The following is a 20,586-nucleotide window of genomic DNA, read 5'->3' as shown; positions in this document are numbered from 1 at the left end:
ATGGAGTCCAGATGCCAGCTCTCTACGTGATGATCCCCGCTGCGCTGCTGATCGTGGCCATCGCCGTCTACATCTTCTTCTGGGCAGTCGACAGCGGCCAGTACGACGACCTCGACGGCCCGGCCCACAGCATCCTGTTCGACGACCAGGACCCGAACCACACCGCCGCCGTCGACGAAGCCAGCGGCCATCCGGTCAAACCGGACGACAAGGCCCCACCCCATGCTTGAGTTGGCGCCACTGCTGGTGTCTGCGGTGATCCTTGGCCTGCTCGGTGGCGGTCATTGCCTGGGCATGTGCGGCGGATTGATGGGCGCGCTGACTTTGGCGATTCCCAAGGAGCAACGCAGCCGACGCTTTCGACTGCTGCTGGCCTACAACCTCGGGCGAATTCTCAGCTATGCAACGGCGGGCCTGCTGATCGGGCTGGCCGGTTGGGCCGTGGCGAACAGCCCGGCGGCGATGTTCATGCGGGTCATTGCCGGGTTGCTGTTGATTACCATGGGCCTGTACCTGGCCGGCTGGTGGAGCGGCCTGACCCGCATTGAAAGCCTCGGTCGCGGCCTGTGGCGGCATATCCAGCCGCTGGCCAACACACTGCTGCCCGTGTCGAGCCTGCCTCGCGCGTTACTGCTGGGCGCGCTCTGGGGCTGGCTGCCCTGCGGATTGGTGTACAGCACGCTGCTGTGGTCGGCGAGCCAGGGCAATGCGCTGGACAGTGCATTGTTGATGCTCGCGTTCGGGCTGGGTACCTGGCCGGTGTTGCTCGCCACGGGACTGGCGGCCGAACGGGTCACGGCCCTGTTGCGCAAACGCAGCGTGCGCATGACCGGTGGCTTGCTGGTGATGCTGTTTGGCCTCTGGACCTTGCCGGGGCCGCATCAGCATTGGTTGATGGGGCATTAAATCGGCGGCGCGGTCTTGTAGCAGCTGCCGAGCCTGCGAGGCTGCGTTCGGCGGCGAAGCCGTCGTAAACCCTGAGTACCAGATCCCCCTGAAACACCGCACTGCCTAACTTCACGACGGCTTCGCCGCCGAACGCAGCCTCGCAGGCTCGGCAGCTGCTACAGGCGATGTTTGGCAATGACATCGTTGACGCACATCAAGATGCCCCAACGCCACACCCCCTAGACTCGCTGACACTGCCAGCCTATCCGGGGGAATGCCCGCATGTTGCTCGACGCCATTCGTTGGGACACCGATCTGATCCGCCGCTATGACCTGGCGGGACCGCGCTACACCTCGTATCCGACTGCCGTGCAGTTCGACGGTCATGTCGGCACTTTCGACCTGTTCCATGCGCTACGCGAAAGCCGCAAGGCGGTGCGCCCGTTATCGCTGTATGTGCATGTGCCGTTCTGCGCGAACATTTGCTACTACTGCGCCTGCAACAAAGTCATCACCAAGGACCGCGGCCGGGCATTGCCCTACTTGCAGCGCCTTGAACAGGAAATCCAGTTGATCGCCTGCCACCTCGACCCGGCGCAAAAAGTCGAGCAACTGCATTTCGGTGGCGGCACGCCGACCTTTCTCAGCCACGACGAGCTGCGCCAGTTAATGGCCCAGTTACGTAAACACTTCAATTTGCTGGACGACGACTCCGGCGACTACAGCATCGAGATCGACCCTCGCGAAGCCGATTGGTCGACCATGGGCCTGCTCCGTGAGTTGGGCTTCAATCGGGTCAGTATCGGTCTGCAAGACCTCGACCCGGCGGTACAGCGGGCGGTCAATCGCCTGCAAAGCCTGGAAGAAACCCGCGCGGTGATCGACGCGGCCAGGACCCTGCAATTCCGCTCGATCAACATTGACCTGATCTACGGTTTGCCAAGACAGACACCCGAAAACTTCGCCCGCACCGTCGATGAAGTCATCAACCTGCAACCCGACCGTCTCTCGGTGTTCAACTACGCGCACTTGCCGGAGCGCTTCATGCCGCAGCGGCGAATCAACAGCAACGAGCTGCCGACGCCGGCGCAGAAACTGGAAATGCTCCAGCGCACCATCGAACAACTGACCGCCGCCGGCTACCGCTACATCGGCATGGACCACTTCGCCCTGCCCGACGATGAGCTGGCGATTGCTCAGGAAGAGTCGACCCTGCAACGCAATTTCCAGGGCTACACCACCCACGGTCATTGCGACTTGATCGGTCTGGGCGTCTCAGCCATCAGCCAGATAGGCGACCTGTACTGCCAGAACTACAGCGATTTGAATCAGTATCAGAACAGCCTGGCCTCGGCCCAACTCGCCACCAGCCGTGGCCTGCTGTGCAACGCCGATGACCGTCTGCGGCGCGCCGTCATTGCGCAACTGATTTGCACTTTCAGCCTGGATTTCGCTCAGATCGAACACGCCTTCAATATCGATTTTCAGGGCTACTTCGGCAAGCTCTGGCCACAATTGCAGGGCATGGCCGAGGACGGGTTGATTGAACTCGATAGTGAAAAAATCAATGTATTGCCCGCCGGACGATTGTTGGTGCGCTCGGTATGCATGGTGTTCGATGCCTACCTGGAACAGCAAAATCGCCAGCGGTTTTCACGTGTGATCTAGGACCAATGGCTAATTCGGCGCGCACTGGCCTGAATGTCCTCCCGTGGGTTACCCTTACGTCTTATGTGTGTTTTCCCACAAGGATTGAAGAAATGTCCGAGCCAGTAAAGCTCCGCGCTCATAACCAGGCCCATTGCAAGGATTGCAGCCTGGCACCCCTCTGCTTGCCACTTTCTCTGAATCTGGAAGACATGGATGCGCTGGACGATATCGTCAAACGTGGCCGCCCATTGAAAAAAGGCGAATTCCTGTTCCGCCAGGGCGACACCTTTGACTCCGTCTACGCCGTTCGCTCCGGCGCCCTCAAGACTTTCGGCCTGAGCGATGGCGGCGAAGAACAGCTCACCGGTTTCCACCTGCCGAGTGAACTGGTTGGCTTGTCGGGCATGGACACTGAAAAACACCCGGTGTCGGCGCAAGCCCTGGAAACCACCTCGGTGTGTGAGATTCCTTTCGAACGCCTCGACGAACTCGCCCTGCAGCTGCCACAACTGCGCCGTCAGCTGATGCGCGTGATGAGCCGGGAAATTCGTGACGATCAACAAATGATGTTGCTGCTGTCGAAGAAAACCGCCGACGAGCGCATCGCCACGTTCCTGGTCAACCTGTCAGCCCGTTTCCGTGCTCGGGGCTTCTCGGCCAACCAGTTCCGCCTGAGCATGTCGCGCAACGAAATCGGCAATTACCTGGGCCTGGCGGTGGAAACCGTGTCCCGGGTGTTCACCCGTTTCCAGCAGAACGAACTGATCGCCGCCGAAGGCAAGGAAATCCATATCCTCGACCCGATTCAGCTTTGCGCCCTTGCCGGCGGTTCTATCGAAGGCTGATTCCCGACGAGTGCGGCTGAGCGAAACGGTTCAGCCGCCGTTATACTGCGACGTTTGCAGCCTGCCAGGACTCTTCGACTATGGCCTTCGACTCCTTCGACTCCTTCGACATCAAATCCCTGATCCGCCCAGTGATCGATTTCCCCAAGCCGGGCGTGATCTTTCGCGACATCACCCCGTTGTTCCAGTCGCCCAAGGCCCTGCGCCTGGTGATGGACAGCTTCGCCCACCGTTACGTCGAGGCTGATTTCACTCATATCGGCGCGATGGACGCCCGCGGCTTCCTGATCGGCTCGATACTGGCCTATCAGCTGAACAAACCGCTGGTGCTGTTCCGCAAGCAAGGCAAACTGCCGGCCGACGTACTCTGCGAAGGCTATGCAACCGAATACGGCGAAGCCTTCCTCGAGGTGCACGCCGACAGCCTGTGCGAGGGCGATTCGGTGGTGATGTTCGATGACTTGATCGCAACGGGCGGCACGCTGATTGCGGCGGCGAACCTGATTCGGCGGATGGGCGCGCGGGTGCATGAAGCGGCGGCGATTATTGATTTGCCAGAGCTGGGGGGTTCGCAGCGCCTGGAAGACATGGGGATTGCGACTTTCTGCCTGACGCAGTTTGCGTTGAGCGATCAGTAGGCGGCGTTTGTAAGGACGCCATCGCGAGCAAGCTCGCTCCCACATTGGATTTGTGCCGTTCACAAAACCCCTGTAGGAGCGAGCTTGCTCGCGATGACGTCAGCCGCAACTCCACAAAACTCACAACCCCATCTGCTTGCTGATGATTTCGTTCATCACTTCCCGCGTGCCGCCGCCGATCGACAGAATCCGGTTATCCCGATACAACCGCTCCACCAGACTTTCACGCATGTAACCCAAACCGCCAAGCATCTGCACTGCGTCAGTGGTGATGCGATCAGCCGTGTCCGTCGCAAAATTCTTCGCCATGGAGATCTCCTTGACCACACTCTGCCCCGCCGCCATTTTCGCCGCCTGGCGGTAGGTGAATTCCCGTGACACCTCCAAGGCCGTGGCCATTTCGGCGAGGCGGTGTTTGAGCACCTGAAACTTGCCGATCGGTTTGCCGAACGCTTCACGCTGATGCGCCCATTTCAGGCTTTCTTCCAAGGCCAGTTGCGCGGTCATGTTGGCCATCAACGCCAGCGCCAGGCGTTCGCTCTGGAAGTTGCCCATGATGCAGGCGAAGCCCATGTTCTCGGCGCCGATCAAATGACCTACAGGCACCCGACAATCGTCGAAGAACAATTCGGCCGTGTCCGACGCCCACCAGCCCATTTTCTTCAACGGACGGCCGACGGTGAAACCGGGTGTGCCCTTCTCGATCAACAGCAGGCTGATGCCGCCAAAACCAGGCTCGCCAGTGCGCACCGCAACGGTGTAGAAATCCGCACGGATGCCACTGGTGATAAAGGTTTTGCTGCCACTCACGCGGTAGACATCACCGTCACGCACGGCACGGGTTTGCAGATTGGCCACATCGGAACCGCCGCTGGGCTCGGTGATCGCCAGGGCGCTGATCTTTTCGCCGGCCAGCACCTGAGGCACTACCCGGTCGCGCACTTCAGGCCTGGCCCACTTGAGGATCGGCGGCAGGCCGATGTCCAGTGAACCGAGGCCCGCCACCAGACCGCCGGAGCCGCAACGCATCAGCTCTTCGCTGGCGGCTATTTTGGCGAACAGATCACCTTCATGACTGCCACCCAGCGCCTCGGGGTAACCAATCCCCAGAATCCCCGCCGCACCGGCCTTGAGGTAGAGCTCACGGGGAAAGCCTTCCGCTTCTTCCCACTGGTCGATGTCCGGGAGAATCTCACGCTCGACGAAACGCCTGACGCTGTCGCGGACCCATTGGTGGCTGGGATCGAAGTATTCCTGAAAGGCAGGCATCGGCGAACTCCACTGAAGGTTCAGTGACGTTAACCGAGCGCTTGCTTGGTTTTCAACAGGATTGTGTGAGTCAGGTAAACCGCGGCGCCTGCATCGCGAGCAAGCTCGCTCCCACAGGGGATTTGTATGCGCCGCAAATCCAATGTGGGAGCGAGCTTGCTCGCGATGGCGTCAGTTCAAACACCACAATTACAAAACGATCGGTTTACGCCCGGCAAACGAATGCGCCAACGTCCCGCCATCCACCAGCTCCAGCTCCCCGCCCAACGGTACGCCGTGTGCGATACGCGAGGCGATCAGGCCTTTATTGCTGAGCAGTTGGGCGATGTAGTGCGCCGTGGCTTCACCTTCCACTGTCGGGTTGGTCGCCAGAATGACTTCAGTAAAGGTACCGGCCTCTTCGATCCGCGCCATCAATTGCGGAATACCGATGGCTTCCGGGCCTAGCCCATCGAGCGGTGACAGGTGCCCCTTGAGCACAAAGTAGCGCCCCCGAAAACCGGTCTGCTCTACCGCGTAGACATCCATCGGCCCCTCCACCACACAGAGCAAGGTGTCGTCGCGACGGGTATCGGCGCATTGCGGGCAAAGGTCATCTTCGGTCAGCGTGCGGCATAACCGGCAATGGCCCACCCCTTCCATGGCCTGGCTCAACGCCAGGGCCAGGCGCGAGCCGCCGCTGCGATCACGTTCGAGCAACTGCAACGCCATGCGCTGGGCAGTTTTCTGACCCACACCCGGCAACGTACGCAGGGCATCGATCAGTTGGCGAATCAAAGGGCTGAAGCTCATGGGGGAAACTTCCGACAAATCAACGAGACGCGGTTTATACCCGCGCCTCTCTTTAGCGTCAAATACTCAGTCTTGCGCGACCCGCACCACCAGTTTGCCGAAGTTGCGGCCCTCCAGCAGCCCAATGAACGCCTCGGGCGCCTGTTCCAGGCCATCGACCACGTCTTCGCGAAACTTCACCTTGCCGTCACGCACCCACGGCGCCATCGCACTGACGAACTCCGGCTGACGGTCACCGTAGTCGTCGAACACGATAAAGCCCTGGATTCGCACGCGCTTGGTCAGCAAGGTGCGCTGCAATTGCGGCAGGCGATCGGGGCCGGTCGGTGCTTCATGAGCGTTATAGCTCGCAATGAGGCCGCACAGAGGAATCCGCGCCTTGGGATTGAGCAGCGGCAGTACGGCGTCGAACACCTTGCCGCCGACGTTCTCAAAATAGATATCGATGCCTTTGCCGCACGCCTGCGCCAGTTCATCGGCGAAGTTCGGGCTCTTGTGGTCGATACAGGCATCGAAGCCTAGCGTTTCCACCACATAACGGCATTTATCCGCACCACCGGCCACGCCGACGACGCGCAGGCCTTTGAGCTTCGCCACCTGCCCGACCACCGAACCCACCGCGCCGGAGGCCGCCGCGACCACCAGGGTTTCGCCCGCCTTCGGCTGACCGATGTCCATCAACCCCATGTAGGCCGTCATCCCTGGCATGCCGAGCACACCCAGCGCCATCGACGGACTCGACAACCCCGACGGCACCGGAATGATGTTGCGCCCGTCGCTGATGCTGTGGCTTTGCCACCCCGTAGAGCCGACCACCAGATCACCTTCCTGGAACTTCGGATGCTGCGAACGCTCGACACGACTGACAGCCCCACCGGTCATCACCTCGCCGATTTGCACCGGTGCGGCGTAGGACGGCGCGTCACTCATGCGCCCGCGCATGTAAGGGTCCAGCGACAGATACAGGGTCTTGAGCAGCACCTGACCGTCAGCCAGCTCCGGCAGTGCTTCGCGCTCCAGGCGAAAATTCTCCGGTGTCGGCGCGCCTACCGGGCGCGACGCCAGGACGATACGTTGGTTGAGGGTCAATGCTTGTGGCATTTTGGCTTCTCCTTTGATCGGTGAATTCGGCGGTATAGGGGAGCAGACCGTTGAGCGGGTGTCGCGTTCGATGTTTCTTCAGTGGGACCGGGTCGACTTCTTCGCGAGCAGGCTCGCTCCCACAGGGGATCGGTGGTGTACATAAATCCTATGTGGGAGCGAGCTTGCTCGCGAAGGCGGCCTCACATCCACCACATATCCCACAGCCGGAAACAAAAATGCCAGGCGCGATGCCTGGCATTTTTTTGTAGCTCATTCGACGCGCTTTAGCGAATCAGAATGGCAGTTTCATGCCCGGTGGCAGTTGCATGCCAGCGGTCACGCCAGACATTTTGTCCTGGCTGTTGGCTTCGATCTTGCGCACGGCATCGTTGACGGCGGCGGCGAATACAGCCTCCAGCATCTCTTTGTCGTCTTCGCTCAGGCCTTCAACCAGGCTTGGGTCGATGGTCACACGCTTGACATCGTGACGACCGGTCATCACCACGGTGACCATATCGCCGCCGGCTTTACCGGTGACTTCGGCGTTGGCCAGCTCTTCCTGCATCTTGGCCATTTTTTCCTGCATCTGCTGCGCCTGCTTCATCAGGCCGGCCATGCCACCTTTCATCATGGGAATCACCTCAAACGTACTTGGATAAAAACAGCGCCCGGCCCTTTCGGCCGAACGCCTTCAGTTATTAGCCCTGACTGACCAGAGCTTCGACAGGTTCAATAGTATCGTTACGGATCACCGCACCGAACTGCTGCATCATTTGCTGGATGAACGGATCACCGTGAATGGAAGCCTCGGCCTCGCGCTGACGGTCGACGCGACGGCGGGACGCTGCCTGGGCCGGGGTCTCCTGCTCAGGCTTGATCAGTTCCATGTTCAGGGTCAGCGTACGCCCATGATACTGGTTCAACGCATCGTTGAGGCGACGCTGCTGGGTCGCGTTGAACAAGGCGCTGTGAGCCGGGTCCAGGTGCAATAGCCAGCTGTCGCCATCGACCGCGATCAGCGTGCAGTTGGCGGCGATACTGCCAGTCATGCCGGAGATCGGCAATTTCGGGAACAATTCCAGCCATTGCAGCGCCAGCCCCGTGGCAGGCATCGCGGCGGGCTCCGGCTCGGGCTCCGGCACAGGCTCTGCCGTGTGCTCGTGGGCCAGTTCGTCGAGGTAGCTGTAGGCCGAGTCCATGTCCGGCTCGATGTAGTCCTCGTCCAGCGGCGGCTCATCGTCCATGTCCACGCCCGGCGTGGCGGCATCGACGTCGGCCACGGACGGTTCCGGGATGGGCGCTGCGGCCCACTCCGGTGCGTCCGGCACCACGCTGTCTGGCGTCGGCAACGGCATGGGCGGCAAATCGGGTTGTTCACCGGCGGTTTCCAGCACCGGCTCGATGGCAGGTTGCTGGACGACTTCGGGCTCAACCGGATCATTCCACGGCAGGTCGACAACGGCTTCGACTGCTACGGGCTCAGCGACTGACTCAGGCGCGACGACCGGTGCGACCGGCTCAGGCTCAGGCTCGGGTGCTGGTACTGGTGCAACCACTGCCGCGACCGGCGCAGGCGTAACGGGCGCTACGGCCGGCGCAGCTGGCGCAACGACCACCGGCGCAACACGGGGCGCGGCAGCCACTGATTGGGCGGAATCAACTGTGGCCTGGCTGATCCCCACTGGCTTTAGCGGTTGCCTCGGGGCGTCCGCGGTGTCTGCCGGTCGGAACGCGAGCATTCGCAGCAGGACCATTTCGAACCCACCACGCGGGTCTGGCGCCAACGGCAAATCGCGGCGGCCAATCAGGCCCATTTGATAGTAGAACTGCACGTCTTCGGCCGGCAGTGCCTGGGCCAGTGCCAGCACCCGATCACGGTCGCCGTGGCCGTTGTCGACGCCTTCAGGCAAGGCCTGTGCGATGGCGACACGGTGCAGCACGTTGAGAATTTCCGAGAGCACGCCGTTCCAGTCCGGGCCTTGTTCGGCCAGATGACGGACAGCTTCCAACAACGCCTTGGCGTCACCTTCGATCAACGCATGCAGAACGTCATAAACCTGGCCATGATCGAGCGTGCCGAGCATTGCCCGCACATCGGCGGCCATGACTTTACCTTCACCGAAGGCGATGGCCTGGTCGGTCAGGCTCATGGCGTCACGCATCGAACCGTCGGCCGCGCGACCGAGCAACCACAGGGCGTCGTCTTCGAACGGCACGTTCTCGACCCCCAGCACGTGGGTCAGATGCTCGACCACCCGTTCAGGCGTCATGTTTTTCAGTGAGAACTGCAGGCACCGCGACAGAATCGTTGCAGGAAGCTTCTGCGGGTCGGTGGTGGCCAGGATGAACTTGACGTAGGGCGGCGGCTCTTCGAGGGTTTTCAACAGCGCATTGAAGGAATGGCTGGAAAGCATGTGCACTTCGTCGATCAGGTAGACCTTGAAGCGCCCGCGACTCGGGGCGTACTGCACGTTGTCGAGCAGCTCGCGGGTGTCCTCGACCTTGGTCCGGCTCGCGGCGTCGATCTCGATCAGGTCGACGAAGCGGCCTTCATCGATCTCGCGGCACACCGAGCACTCGCCGCACGGCGTCGAAGTGATACCTGTTTCACAGTTCAGACATTTGGCAATAATCCGCGCGATGGTGGTCTTGCCCACCCCGCGGGTACCGGTAAACAGATAGGCGTGGTGCAGCCGCTGGCTGTCCAAGGCGTTGATCAGAGCCTTGAGCACATGGGTCTGGCCGACCATTTCGCGGAACGAGCGCGGACGCCATTTACGTGCAAGAACCTGATAACTCATCGAAAACCGTCGCAACGAAGGAACAGAAGCGGCTAATGCTAGCGGAGCAAGCCCAAAATTGCATCCGGCGCGCTCGCCTAATCTGGCTAAGATGCATTTAGGGGGGCTGTTACCGGCTCGGGAGTTTATCGGTACCGGAGCGTTTATGCGGCTGGCCTTGGGGGCACTGCTGTTGATTAGCCTGGACGTCGAGGCCGCTGGCGCGCCGTTGCGCTTCGTTGTGCCCGACAGTTGGGCGATGCCGATGGTGCAACTGGAACGTGGACGCCCGACACAGGGCATCCTGTATGACGTGATGCTGAGCCTCGCGACGCAGGTCGGCATGCCGGCCGAATTTCACGTGGTATCTCGGGCGCGCGTGCAAAACGCCATGGAGCACGGCGAGGTCGATATGCGCTGCTATGCCGCACAATCCTGGCTGCCGAATCAGGCCGCAGACTTTATCTGGAGCATTCCGCTCTGGACTCAGCCCGACTTGTTGATCAGTCGGCAAGACCCACTGATCTCGGTAACGGCGGCAGACTTGCCTCGACAATCCATCGGTACCGTACTGAGTTACAGCTACCCGACCCTGCAACCGATGTTCGACACCGGCCGGTTGCACCGCGACGACGCCCGTAATCAGGAACAAGTGCTGGAAAAACTCCAGGCCGGCCGCTATCGCTACGCCGTGAGCAACCAATGGACGCTGGACTGGTTCAATCAACGCCTCATGCCGGGTCGACAACTACAAGCCGTTGCGGTGCTGCAGAAACAGAGTGTCGGGTGCTACATACGCAACGACCCGAAGCTACCCGTGCAGCGCATTATGCGCACGTTACTGAGCATGAAAATGTCCGGGGAGATCGATGACATTATCCGGCTTTATATCGGTGACGCCCCCTCCAGCGAGCGTAATTGATCAGCTCGTTACTAACTCACACCTTGTAGCAGCTGGCGAAGCCTGCGTTCGGCGGCGCAGCCGTCGTGAAACCTGTGCACGAGGTGATTCTGATGCACCGCGTCGGCTGGTTTTACGACGGCTGCGCCGCCGAACGCAGGCTTCGCCAGCTGCTACAAGTTGTATTGCCGTTTGAAAGGGGGCCGGCTTAAAAATCGGGGACGACAAAAAACCGCCCTGGACAGAGTCCTTGGCAGTGCAATAACAAGTATTTTATTAATCAGATAACGCGAGAGAGAACTCGCGGTGCGTTATGGAGGCAACCCCACCAGCCACACCCCGGCACACAATGTCACCGCTGCGGCTGCTCCCTTCCAGGCCTGACCGGGTTCACGGCTGATCGTTGCGGGGGGACCGATGGGGTCACCATAACGACGCTCACCTGACGGCGAGCCGCGCCATTGTACCTATCTGAGACGAAGTTACAACCGTTCAGGCGGATTAAAAAATATGAGCAGCGTCAAGGACATGCAGCAGCCTTGAAAAGCGCCGGCTCCTACAACGGCAGGCGAGAATCACCACCGGTGCAGGAGCCGTCGAAGGCCGCGATCTTTTTGCGCCTACTTTTCCCACGCGGCCTTGGCAATGTGCAACCCGTGCAGCCCTTTGTAGGCGGCGCGCTCAGGCTGACTCCAGCCCTCAAGCAATGAATCTTCCAGACGATAAATCTCCACCCCCAGCGGGCGACACACACTCAGCGGATCTTGCGCATCCGGCCCCCACATGGCCAGCGACAAATCACCTCCCGGGCAGGTCGATAGCGCGCACAGCAAATCGATTTCGGCAAAGAACTCCAGGTAGTCGCCTTTCTGCGCCGGACAAGCCTTCATGAAGTACATGTCGTCGTGGTTCAGGCCGGTGCACTGGAAAATGTTCAGCACATCGTGCACGTCGAACTCGGTCAGGCCGTGAGGCAACACCGCGCGGGTCAGGTTCGAGTGGCAGTGATGATGGAAATCTTCGCCGGTGAGCATTTTGTTCACATAGGGATCGCAGCGAGTGCCGAGCAAATCGTGCAGACGACCGCCATGTTCGTCGATGCCGTAACCCGCCAGGCTATCGTCGGTGATGGTCACCAGTGGCCGCAAAAAGGGCAGGTTCGACCAGAGCCGGTCATGGGTGCTGACGTGGGCGCCCTGCAACTGCCGGGTCCGCGCGGCCCATAAACGTTCGCGCGGATCGTTGGCATTCCAGACATTGAAGTCCCCGACCTGCGGCCCGACCGGCGTGGTCACGCGAAACACATGCCCGGCCGGTACCTTCCAGGCGCGCCCCGTGCGGATCGGCACCTCGAACGACTCGATCAGTGTGCGCCCCTCCTTCGTGTCGCGAATGCGCTCATAAAAGGGCTTGTCCACCTGCAACGCCGAGCCTTTGCTGACTTGATAGGCCGCCGGATAGTCTTTGTACATGGCACGAATCCTCGATCAGTGATGGGAAGAAGGCGCAAGCAGTTGCACCAGAAGGTGTTCTGAATCGTCGAGATAAAGGCTCATGGCATCCTCGGCCGCGCGCTTGTTGCCCTCGGCCAGCCATTCATGAATCTGCCAGTCACGCGCCAGCCAGGGCGCCTGAAAACGTGATTCATCGGGAGCATTGCAGAACACCAGGCGCAATTGCGCGACGACATTAGTGAAGAACTCATCGAACAATGGGCTGCGCAGCAACCCGACGATATGTTGATGAAACGCCAGGCTGTGGGTACCAACGGCGCGCCAGTCCTCGCGCTGGCGGGCCAGCTCGCTAGCTTCCAGGGCTTCGAGCATCCGGTCGGACTGATACTCGCGTAGCGGTTGGCTGGCGCTGATGGCTTGCAATTCCAGGGTCCGGCGGACGTTGAACAGATCCCGCACGTCCTCGACGCCGAGCCTGCGCACCATCACGCCCTTGTTGCGTATATAGCGGGTCAGGCCTTCCTGTCCCAGCCGATGCAACGCTTCGCGGATAGTGTTGCGAGAAGCGTTGTAGGCAGACACCAGATCGCTCTCCACCAGCGCCATGCCAGGCAGCAAACGACCGCCAATAATGTCGGCGCGCAATTCCAATGTGATGTGGTCGGCCAGGGACAGTCCGCTGCTCATGCTCATCGCCTCATGATTGTTCAACAATCGTCAGCTAATGGGTAATCACTATTCGTGCCATCAAATACACGCACTTCGACCAAGTTCGACGCATCTGCATGCTTTTTAGAAGTGAAAGTACAGTCACCATCCAATTTTCATTGGTTAATATGGCGCATTGTTGCGGAGATTCGAGATGCGTTACTCGCAGGACCATAAAGCCCAGACCCACCAACGTATCATCAAGGAAGCTTCAGTACGCTTTCGCCGTGACGGCATCGGCGCGACCGGCCTGCAACCGCTGATGAAAGCGCTGGGCTTGACTCACGGTGGCTTTTACTCGCATTTCAAGTCCAAGGACGAGTTGGTGGAAAAGGCCTTGCAGGCCGCTGGCGATGAAGTCGATGTCGTTTGCGCCCAACTGTTCGCCCAGGAGCGCCCGCTCGAGGCCTTCATCAACGCCTATTTGTCCGAGTGGCACCAGACTTCGCCCCATAAAGGCTGCCCACTGCCCACCATGTCGTCGGAACTCGGCATGCGCGGTCAGCCGAGTCCGACCTCTGATGTGGTGCTCAAGGCACGTCTTCGACAAATCCAGGACACGCTTGAAGGCGAGAACACAGAGGACCGCAGCATCGTCTTTATGTCCGCACTGGTCGGGGCGCTGCTGCTTTCGCGCAGCGTCGAAAATCCCGAGCTGGCCCGGCAGATTCTCGACGTCACGCGCGCCTTCCTCAATCAAGCCCGGATCTAATCGTTCCAGCGTTTGAACAACACGCTGGCATTCACCCCACCAAACCCGAAGCCGTTGGACAGTGCGTACTCGATAGCCATCGGCCGCGCTTGCCCGTGAACGATGTCGACGCCTTGGGCGGCGGGATCCGGGTTATCAAAGTTGAGGGTGGCCGGCACGACCTGATCGCGAATCGCCAACAGGGTGAAGATCGCCTCGATTCCGCCTGCCGCGCCCAGCAAATGCCCGGTCGCCGACTTTGTCGATGTCACCGCAATCTTGTTATCCGCCCCGAACAACGCCTTGATGGCCGCCAGCTCGCCCAGATCCCCAATCGGGGTCGACGTCGCATGCGCATTCAGATGCTGAACCTGTGCAGGAGAAATGCCTGCCTGGGCCAATGCCAGCGACATCGCCCGCCGCGCACCGCTGCCATCCTCAGGACCCGCCGTCAGATGAAAGGCATCGGCGCTGGTGCCATAACCGACCAGTTCAGCCAACGGTGTAGCACCGCGTGCCAACGCATGCTCCAGAGATTCGATCACCAGAAGGCCCGCGCCCTCCCCCATAACAAAGCCATCGCGGCCACTGTCGAAGGGGCGCGAAGCCCGCTCGGGGGTTTCGTTGTAACCACTGGACAAGGCACGAGCCGCAGCAAACCCGGCAAGACTGACGCGATCGATCGCCGCTTCCGCACCGCCGCACACGGCAATATCCGCCTCACCACAACGAATCAGCCGCGCCGCATCGCCAATCGCCTGAACACCGGCGGCGCACGCCGTTACTGGAGCACCCAAGGGGCCTTTGAAACCATGCTGGATCGATACATGGCCCGCGGCGAGGTTGACCAGAAACGAAGGGATGGTAAACGGCGACAAACGTCGCGGGCCACGGTTGTCCGTGGTGCGCACCGCATCGGCAATCGCGCCGAAACCACCGACACCGGAACCTATAATGGTCGCAGTTCGCTCCTGAGCATTGGCGTCCTGCGCCTGCCAACCGGCTTGTTCCAAGGCCTGACGCGCCGCTTCCATTGCAAACAGAATGAAGCGATCCATCTTCTTCTGCTCTTTGGGCGGCGTCGCGCGGTCCGGGTCAAAACCCGCCTCGGCATCTTCTGCCAGCGTCGGCACCGTGCCACCGACCTTCGTCGACAGATCGGCCACCACCTCGTCCGGCAAGTCCCGCAATCCGGAACGCCCGGCCAACAGACGCCTCCAGACCGCTTCGACACCGCTACCCAACGGAGACACCAGGCCCATGCCTGTTACAACCACTCGACGATCGCTCATACCGCAAATCCCTCAGGCCGGTTCATGACATCTCACTTATAACGCGCGGCGGCAGAACTTTTGGACAAATTTGGCGCCATCACATGACGCGCCGCAACGAAGGCCTCCCACTCGCTTGCCTCCGGCAACGACGGAATGGTGATCAACTCGCCCTGATCCAGACCCGCCAACGCCGCATCGACCATCTCCCCCGCTTCCATGACCATGTCCGCCGGAATCTGGGAAGCGTCGATACCGGAGCGCTCCCAGATTTCAGTACGTGTTACCCCTGGCAACACTGCCTGGACCCTGACTCCAGTGCCTTCCAGCTCAGCATTCAACGACTGCGTCAGACTTAACACATAGGCCTTGCTGGCGCTGTAAGTCGCGTTGAAACGCTCGGGAAACAATGCCACCACCGAAGCGATATTGATGATCGAACCACGACCGGCCCTGGTGAAACTGGCAGCCGCCGCCGACGCCAATCGCGTGACCGTCATGACATTCAGTTGAATCAAGCGTTCCAGCTGATCCATATCGGCATTGGCCAACAAACCATCGGCTGCAACCCCGGCGTTGTTCAGCAACAAGCTGATGCTCGAATCGCTGCGAAGACGCTGCTCCAGCTTCAGCACATCATCCTTTTGCGTGAGATCGGCCTTGAGCACCTCGACCTGAACGCCATGCTCGGCGCGCAACTTGCTCGCCGCCGCTTCCAACCGTTGTTCATCGCGAGCGACCAACAACAAATCGAAACCACGCGCCGCCAACCGCTCAGCGTAAATCGCACCGATACCGGAAGAAGCGCCGGTGACGAGGGCCGTACCTTGTGACTGGATGGAAGTCATGACTGTACTCCTGGGAGAGGCTTGAGGAAGTGCAAGCGCCTGAGGATCAGATCGCTTCGGCTAGAAACTGATTTATTATAGGCATAATCCGAGCCGAATATGATATCCGTAATTTTTATCGTACCGACGGAAGGCACAACACTGCAGTGATCGCCAGAATGCAAAAAGGCCGGTCAATGACCGGCCCCTGGCGCTCACCTACAAGCTTAGTTCACCTCGAGCTTCTCGCGATTCTTATCCAGAATGGCTTTGCCGATCCCTTTTACTTCGAGCAATTCGTCGACTGACGCAAACGGTCCATTGCTCTCACGATAAGCAACAATCGATTTGGCCTTGGCCTCCCCTACACCGGACAATTCGCGCTGCAACGTCGCAGCATCAGCCGTATTCAGATCGACCTTGCCAGACTGTGCTGCAGGAGAAATCTCCATCACCACGGGTGCATTGCCGGCCTCCGGCTTGCTCGCCGGTGCAGCAGTGGCGGTAATTGAGACGCTGGTGAGCAGTGCAAAAACCAGGGAGTAGAAATAGCCAGTACGCATAAGTGACGCTCCATGACATCGATTGAGAAAGCAGCTTTTCCGAAGCTGCCTCCCAAACTTAGGCGATGCCTGGAGCCTGTCAAAAATGTGTTCGTTACAGAATATGAAACAATCAGGGCTCTAGACGGCTCTATTGATAGATTCAGTCAACGATTTCGCCGGATTCGCTTGTGTAATGGGCGACTGAAGGTTGAAAGATCATATGGCGCAAAAGTGGGCAGACTTCCACCAGGCTTGCCATGACGAAATAACCTGAACAATCGTTGTATTGAGAAAGCAGATGGTAATATCAACGGTCTGATCCGCCGGTACCTGCCCAAACGCAACGGACTTATCGGTTCTCAGCCGGGAGACACTGAACGCCATTGCTTTGCAATCAACCGGCACCCGCCAAAACGCTTCGATTTCAAATGCCCGCTCAACGTCATGGGTGAGGTGATGCAAGACGTTGTTATTGCCATGCAGCATAATGCCCCCCTACATCCATTCAATGACCGTGTTGCACTCAGTTCCTGCATTCACCCTGTTTACCAGTTGCTGAATTTCTTCCAAGGACGATAGCCATTTGATTGCCAAGAAAATAATTATCGTTCTGAGCATGCACCGCAGTGAAACCATCACACTTACGCGTGCACTAAGCACCATGGGCGTTGATCGAGGTGACACCCTCCATCCGATGGGTATGGATAATTCGGCCAGTTTTTGGGAAGACAGAGGCGTCATTGCCGTCAACAACAAGCTGTTAAGCCGGCTCGACTCTGCCTATGGCAGGGACCGTGTGTTGGATGTCGATCTGAATGGCGACGCCGTCATCGATGAGATTTATCAGGAAGCCAAGGCTCTCATCGCCGACAAAGCGCCTGACATACAGATATGGGGCATGAAGGATCCGCTGATCCTGCAGCTATTGCCTTTCTGGCAGAAACTGCTGAAAGAGCTCGAATTCGACATAAGCTATGTCATCGTATTACACAGCCCGTTGAATGGGCTGGAGCCTATGCTGCAAGCGGTTGCTGACACGACTTCCGAGAATCGATTGATCATGGGTTACGATAACTTACTGAACAATCCCCGTCAGGAACTTCTTCGCATTTCATCGGCGCTTGATCTCCCAGCGCCGACCGAAGATGAGATATCGAAATACATTAATGAGTTTCTAGCCCCTGATTTACGTCACGCTACGGTCCTCGAAAGCGAACGGCTCAACAACCCGATTGAGCCAAAAATACTTGCCAATGCCAACCTGGAAAGTATTTCTTTAAAAACGCAGATCGAAGCGCTAAATACCGAGACTGAAGTGGCACACGGTGCCACAACATCCAACAGCAACTTACCGTCGAAGACGACCATGAAAAACAACGAACAAGTAGATCAAGAACAATCCACCATCGTTAAACTTTCCGATGAAAATGCCCGCCTCAAATCTGAACTGGCGGATCTAAGTTCCCAGCACAAAAACCTTGAAATAAATCTGGAAAAATGGAAAGCCTCTGAGGCGGGGCTGAAACAAGAGTATATTCAAACAATGTCCAACTCGTGGGAGCGCTTATTTAACTCACGATTCTGGCGCCTGATCAGTTTAACGGACATAAAAAAAAGGCTTCCGTCGATAATTCTTCCCAATGGAGAAGCTTTTGACGAAAACTACTACCTCGAAACTTATCCCGATGTTAAAGCGACCGGCATTCCCGCAGTCGTACACTATCTGTGCCACGGCATCCAGGAAGGCCGCCTAGGTGTTCCAAAGTCGATTTCGCAGGCTTCTCGCGACTTTGCAGGCGAAAAGCAGGTTCTCGCTGGCGGACTGCTCCATGAACCGACAGAGCCATTCAACGCCGACTTCTATCGGGCCATGTATCCAGTTCTCGCCTCGCTCGCTGATCCGGAACGACACTTCCTGGATCACGGGCGGGTCGAAGGCCTGCTTGGCCGTATTCCGCTTATCGCTTTGAGTCGACCCATCGAGTCGCTGCCTATTGATAAGCCCACCATTCTGCTAGTCAGTCATGAAGCTTCGAGAACCGGCGCCCCAATTCTTAGCCTGAATATCGTCCAGCAACTCACCTCGAAATTCAATGTAGTGACACTGCTGCTTCGTGGCGGCCCGTTGGAAGAGTCTTTTATCGAGGCTGGAGCGATAGTTGCCGGCCCTGTGGATCTTTACCACAAAGAGACTTTCGCCAATTGGGTATTAGGCAAGTTCCTCGACACCTACTCATTTCAATTTGCGATTGTGAACAGTGTGGAATCCCATATAGTACTCAAGCCCTTGGCCGATCGCTATATCCCGACAATCAGTTTAATCCACGAGTTCGCTGTATATATTCGCCCCCGCACGCGAATCCAAAATGCATTGTTATGGTCAAGTCAAACCGTTTTCTCTGCCGACATTACACTCAACAGCGCAATACAGGTACTGCCTGAACTAGCTTCGTGCAAACTTCCCGTGTTGGCGCAAGGCAAAAGCATTGTCCCTGGCGAGGCACATGATCCAGCTCATATCGAAGCAGAGAAGGCGATGCTGCAAAAGATTATGCGTCCGGATGGACCTGAAGATGACACGATCGTTATATTAGGCGCCGGCTGGGTACAAATCCGCAAGGGTGTAGACCTGTTTATCGAGTGCGCGACCCGTGTAATCAATTCACCTATAGGTCACAAGTGCCGTTTTGTCTGGATCGGTAATAACTACAATCCAGAGAAAGATACTGATTACTCTATTTACCTTCAGGATCAGATTCAGCGCGCCGGAATCTCGGAGCGATTCAAGATCATTTCCGAAACAGCTGCCATTGAGCATGTCTATGCCCTGAGCGACATGATGCTGTTGACCGCCCGTTTGGACCCATTGCCCAACGTTGCTATTGACGCCATGGTACTGGGCCTGCCAGTTCTCTGTTTCGACAACACAACGGGTGTTGCAGACATTCTTAAGCGTAATGGCCTCCAGGAAGAGTGCGTCGCGCCTTATCTGGACACCCATAAGATGGCTGACAAAATCATTCAACTGGCCTCGTCGAAAGAAGCTCGGGATAAGGTCGGAGAGCAGGCCCGATCTCTGGCTGCACGCGAATTCAATATGCCCCGTTACGTCGAACAATTACTCGCCCTTACAGAGGGTAACGCAGCCCTGTCCCGTCAGGAGCAGGTTGACGCAGCCACGATACAACAGGCCGAGGTTGTTGATTTAGACTACTACCCACCGGCAGGTGTGCAGCTATCAGGAGCTACTGAAGCTATTCGCCGATACGTGCGCTCGTGGACGCGCGGCGTGTTGCGACGCAAGTTGTTCCCGGGCTTTGATCCCCTCGTTTACAAGGATATGAATGCCTCGGTGATCGGAGCTCAGGATCCATTAGCGCACTTTCTGAGTGCCGGCCACCCCGAAGGGCCATGGAACTGGCAGAACCTTTCGTGGAAAGATCATTCCTCCACATCCACCGATAGTAAGTCGCTGATATTTATAAGCCTGCGCTCTGCAGACTCTATCGAGCAAATCGTAAAGCTTCTCGTGAAAAAGTCAGCCCAGATTGATGTCGTCATTCTTGTTCCGGACGAACTGGCCGCTCTTACCATCAAGCAATGTCTTCAGAAAGAGCAATACTCAGTACTGAGCATACTGGTGAGTGAAGATCAGCCATTACTTGCGATCTTCAAACACCTGGCGAGCGTTCCTTACCTGGATTACACAGCGATCGCGCATATCAATTTGAGCACCGACCCGATTGACATCGATTTCAGCGACCGGGAAACCTATCAGCAGTACCTGATCGAAAACATGATAGGCGGCAAGTACGATGCATTGGGAGTCATCGCGGGTCTCCTCAGCAGCGACTCATCTGATACCGCTCTGGGGCTGGTTTTCCCGGAAGACCCTAACATTCATGACGCTACCGCCGATGCGGAAATCATTTCAAGCCTATGTCAGTCTCTTGGATTCGAGGCGCCCGCTTCATACCACCGTCCGTACCCGGTAAATGGATCATTCTGGGGGGCGCCAACAATTTTGAACACGTTGCTCGCTAATGCCGACGGTTGGAAGTCGACGTTAAAGAGCCTGAAGCTTACTGCCGTAGAGCAGGAACAGATCCTTGCCCGTCTGTTAGCTGAAGCCTGCCGCAACGATGGCAAACACATCGTCACCACCGTGGTTCCGGGGATCACCTATTAACACACGTGCAGGGCACCGCTAAAAAAGTAAATGCTCCATAAACCTCACCTTCCAG

At 58.2% G+C, this 20,586-nt stretch carries 18 protein-coding genes, 1 other RNA gene and 1 pseudogene; 9 read left to right on the top strand and 11 right to left on the bottom strand.

Annotation, left to right across the window (positions count from 1 at the left end; all coding sequences use genetic code 11):
* The first annotated feature begins 11 nt into the window (after window positions 1-11).
* From ccoS to AC1MDT_RS01625, 5 genes are all read left to right on the top strand, one after another.
* The gene (ccoS, locus tag AC1MDT_RS01645; protein ID WP_201118352.1) at window positions 12-230 is read left to right on the top strand and encodes a cbb3-type cytochrome oxidase assembly protein CcoS; all 219 of its coding nucleotides are present in this window, start codon (window positions 12-14) and stop codon (window positions 228-230) included.
* Window positions 223-906, top strand: coding sequence for a sulfite exporter TauE/SafE family protein (locus AC1MDT_RS01640; protein ID WP_414906446.1), 684 nt, complete (start codon window positions 223-225; stop codon window positions 904-906). The genes ccoS and AC1MDT_RS01640 overlap by 8 nt, the downstream gene beginning before the upstream one ends.
* Before the next feature lie 267 nt (window positions 907-1,173).
* A complete protein-coding gene (hemN, locus tag AC1MDT_RS01635) occupies window positions 1,174-2,556 on the top strand; it encodes an oxygen-independent coproporphyrinogen III oxidase (RefSeq protein WP_480422679.1) in 1,383 nt (460 codons plus the stop codon).
* Window positions 2,557-2,648: 92 nt separating this feature from the next.
* Window positions 2,649-3,383 (top strand): fumarate/nitrate reduction transcriptional regulator Fnr, encoded by a 735-nt coding sequence (gene fnr, locus AC1MDT_RS01630; RefSeq protein ID WP_414908673.1) that lies wholly within the window; start codon window positions 2,649-2,651, stop codon window positions 3,381-3,383.
* Between the two features lie 80 nt (window positions 3,384-3,463).
* The gene (locus AC1MDT_RS01625; RefSeq protein ID WP_480420390.1) at window positions 3,464-4,021 is read left to right on the top strand and encodes an adenine phosphoribosyltransferase; all 558 of its coding nucleotides are present in this window, start codon (window positions 3,464-3,466) and stop codon (window positions 4,019-4,021) included.
* Window positions 4,022-4,141: 120 nt separating this feature from the next.
* Here the strand turns inward: AC1MDT_RS01625 and AC1MDT_RS01620 are convergent, their stop codons facing one another.
* The 5 genes from AC1MDT_RS01620 to dnaX form a co-directional block, all read right to left on the bottom strand.
* Entirely contained in the window at window positions 4,142-5,290 is a 1,149-nt protein-coding gene (locus tag AC1MDT_RS01620; protein WP_480420389.1) for an acyl-CoA dehydrogenase family protein, read from the bottom strand.
* A 189-nt stretch (window positions 5,291-5,479) separates the two neighbouring features.
* The gene (gene recR / locus AC1MDT_RS01615; protein ID WP_414908670.1) at window positions 5,480-6,082 is read right to left on the bottom strand and encodes a recombination mediator RecR; all 603 of its coding nucleotides are present in this window, start codon (window positions 6,080-6,082) and stop codon (window positions 5,480-5,482) included.
* 66 nt (window positions 6,083-6,148) lie between these two features.
* Window positions 6,149-7,183, bottom strand: coding sequence for an NADP-dependent oxidoreductase (locus AC1MDT_RS01610; protein WP_480420388.1), 1,035 nt, complete (start codon window positions 7,181-7,183; stop codon window positions 6,149-6,151).
* A gap of 274 nt (window positions 7,184-7,457) precedes the next feature.
* On the bottom strand, window positions 7,458-7,796 hold the full coding sequence (locus tag AC1MDT_RS01605; protein WP_007905413.1) for a YbaB/EbfC family nucleoid-associated protein: 339 nt from the start codon (window positions 7,794-7,796) through the stop codon (window positions 7,458-7,460).
* Window positions 7,797-7,863: 67 nt separating this feature from the next.
* Window positions 7,864-9,966, bottom strand: a complete 2,103-nt coding sequence (gene dnaX / locus AC1MDT_RS01600) for a DNA polymerase III subunit gamma/tau (protein WP_480420387.1) — start codon at window positions 9,964-9,966, stop codon at window positions 7,864-7,866.
* Between the two features lie 145 nt (window positions 9,967-10,111).
* On the opposite strand from dnaX, the gene AC1MDT_RS01595 reads away from it, so the two are divergent.
* Entirely contained in the window at window positions 10,112-10,867 is a 756-nt protein-coding gene (locus tag AC1MDT_RS01595; protein ID WP_480420386.1) for a substrate-binding periplasmic protein, read from the top strand.
* 302 nt (window positions 10,868-11,169) lie between these two features.
* Here the strand turns inward: AC1MDT_RS01595 and ffs are convergent.
* From ffs to AC1MDT_RS01580, 3 genes are all read right to left on the bottom strand, one after another.
* Window positions 11,170-11,266, bottom strand: an RNA gene (gene ffs, locus AC1MDT_RS01590) — signal recognition particle sRNA small type.
* Window positions 11,267-11,466: 200 nt separating this feature from the next.
* On the bottom strand, window positions 11,467-12,318 hold the full coding sequence (locus AC1MDT_RS01585; RefSeq protein ID WP_480420385.1) for an urea carboxylase-associated family protein: 852 nt from the start codon (window positions 12,316-12,318) through the stop codon (window positions 11,467-11,469).
* Window positions 12,319-12,333: 15 nt separating this feature from the next.
* Window positions 12,334-12,987 (bottom strand): GntR family transcriptional regulator, encoded by a 654-nt coding sequence (locus AC1MDT_RS01580; protein ID WP_480420384.1) that lies wholly within the window; start codon window positions 12,985-12,987, stop codon window positions 12,334-12,336.
* A 175-nt stretch (window positions 12,988-13,162) separates the two neighbouring features.
* Between AC1MDT_RS01580 and AC1MDT_RS01575 the strand changes: the two genes are divergently transcribed.
* Complete coding sequence (locus AC1MDT_RS01575; protein ID WP_480420383.1) at window positions 13,163-13,720, top strand: TetR/AcrR family transcriptional regulator; 558 nt, start codon at window positions 13,163-13,165, stop codon at window positions 13,718-13,720.
* Here the strand turns inward: AC1MDT_RS01575 and fabF are convergent.
* The 3 genes from fabF to AC1MDT_RS01560 form a co-directional block, all read right to left on the bottom strand.
* A complete protein-coding gene (gene fabF, locus AC1MDT_RS01570) occupies window positions 13,717-14,991 on the bottom strand; it encodes a beta-ketoacyl-ACP synthase II (protein ID WP_480420382.1) in 1,275 nt (424 codons plus the stop codon). The genes AC1MDT_RS01575 and fabF overlap by 4 nt on opposite strands.
* A 32-nt stretch (window positions 14,992-15,023) precedes the next feature.
* A complete protein-coding gene (locus tag AC1MDT_RS01565; protein WP_480420381.1) occupies window positions 15,024-15,818 on the bottom strand; it encodes an SDR family NAD(P)-dependent oxidoreductase in 795 nt (264 codons plus the stop codon).
* A gap of 206 nt (window positions 15,819-16,024) precedes the next feature.
* Window positions 16,025-16,360: a ComEA family DNA-binding protein gene (locus tag AC1MDT_RS01560; protein WP_480420380.1), complete on the bottom strand. Its 336-nt coding sequence runs from the start codon at window positions 16,358-16,360 to the stop codon at window positions 16,025-16,027.
* Window positions 16,361-16,645: 285 nt separating this feature from the next.
* On the opposite strand from AC1MDT_RS01560, the pseudogene AC1MDT_RS01555 reads away from it, so the two are divergent.
* Window positions 16,646-16,837, top strand: a pseudogene (locus tag AC1MDT_RS01555) (IS30 family transposase); the annotation flags it as partial.
* 88 nt (window positions 16,838-16,925) lie between these two features.
* On the top strand, window positions 16,926-20,531 hold the full coding sequence (locus AC1MDT_RS01550) for a glycosyltransferase (RefSeq protein ID WP_480420379.1): 3,606 nt from the start codon (window positions 16,926-16,928) through the stop codon (window positions 20,529-20,531).
* Window positions 20,532-20,586 lie beyond the last annotated feature (55 nt).

It is taken from the genome of Pseudomonas sp. ASL7, from assembly GCF_056680375.1.
This window is presented reverse-complemented; position numbering and strand designations above follow the sequence as displayed.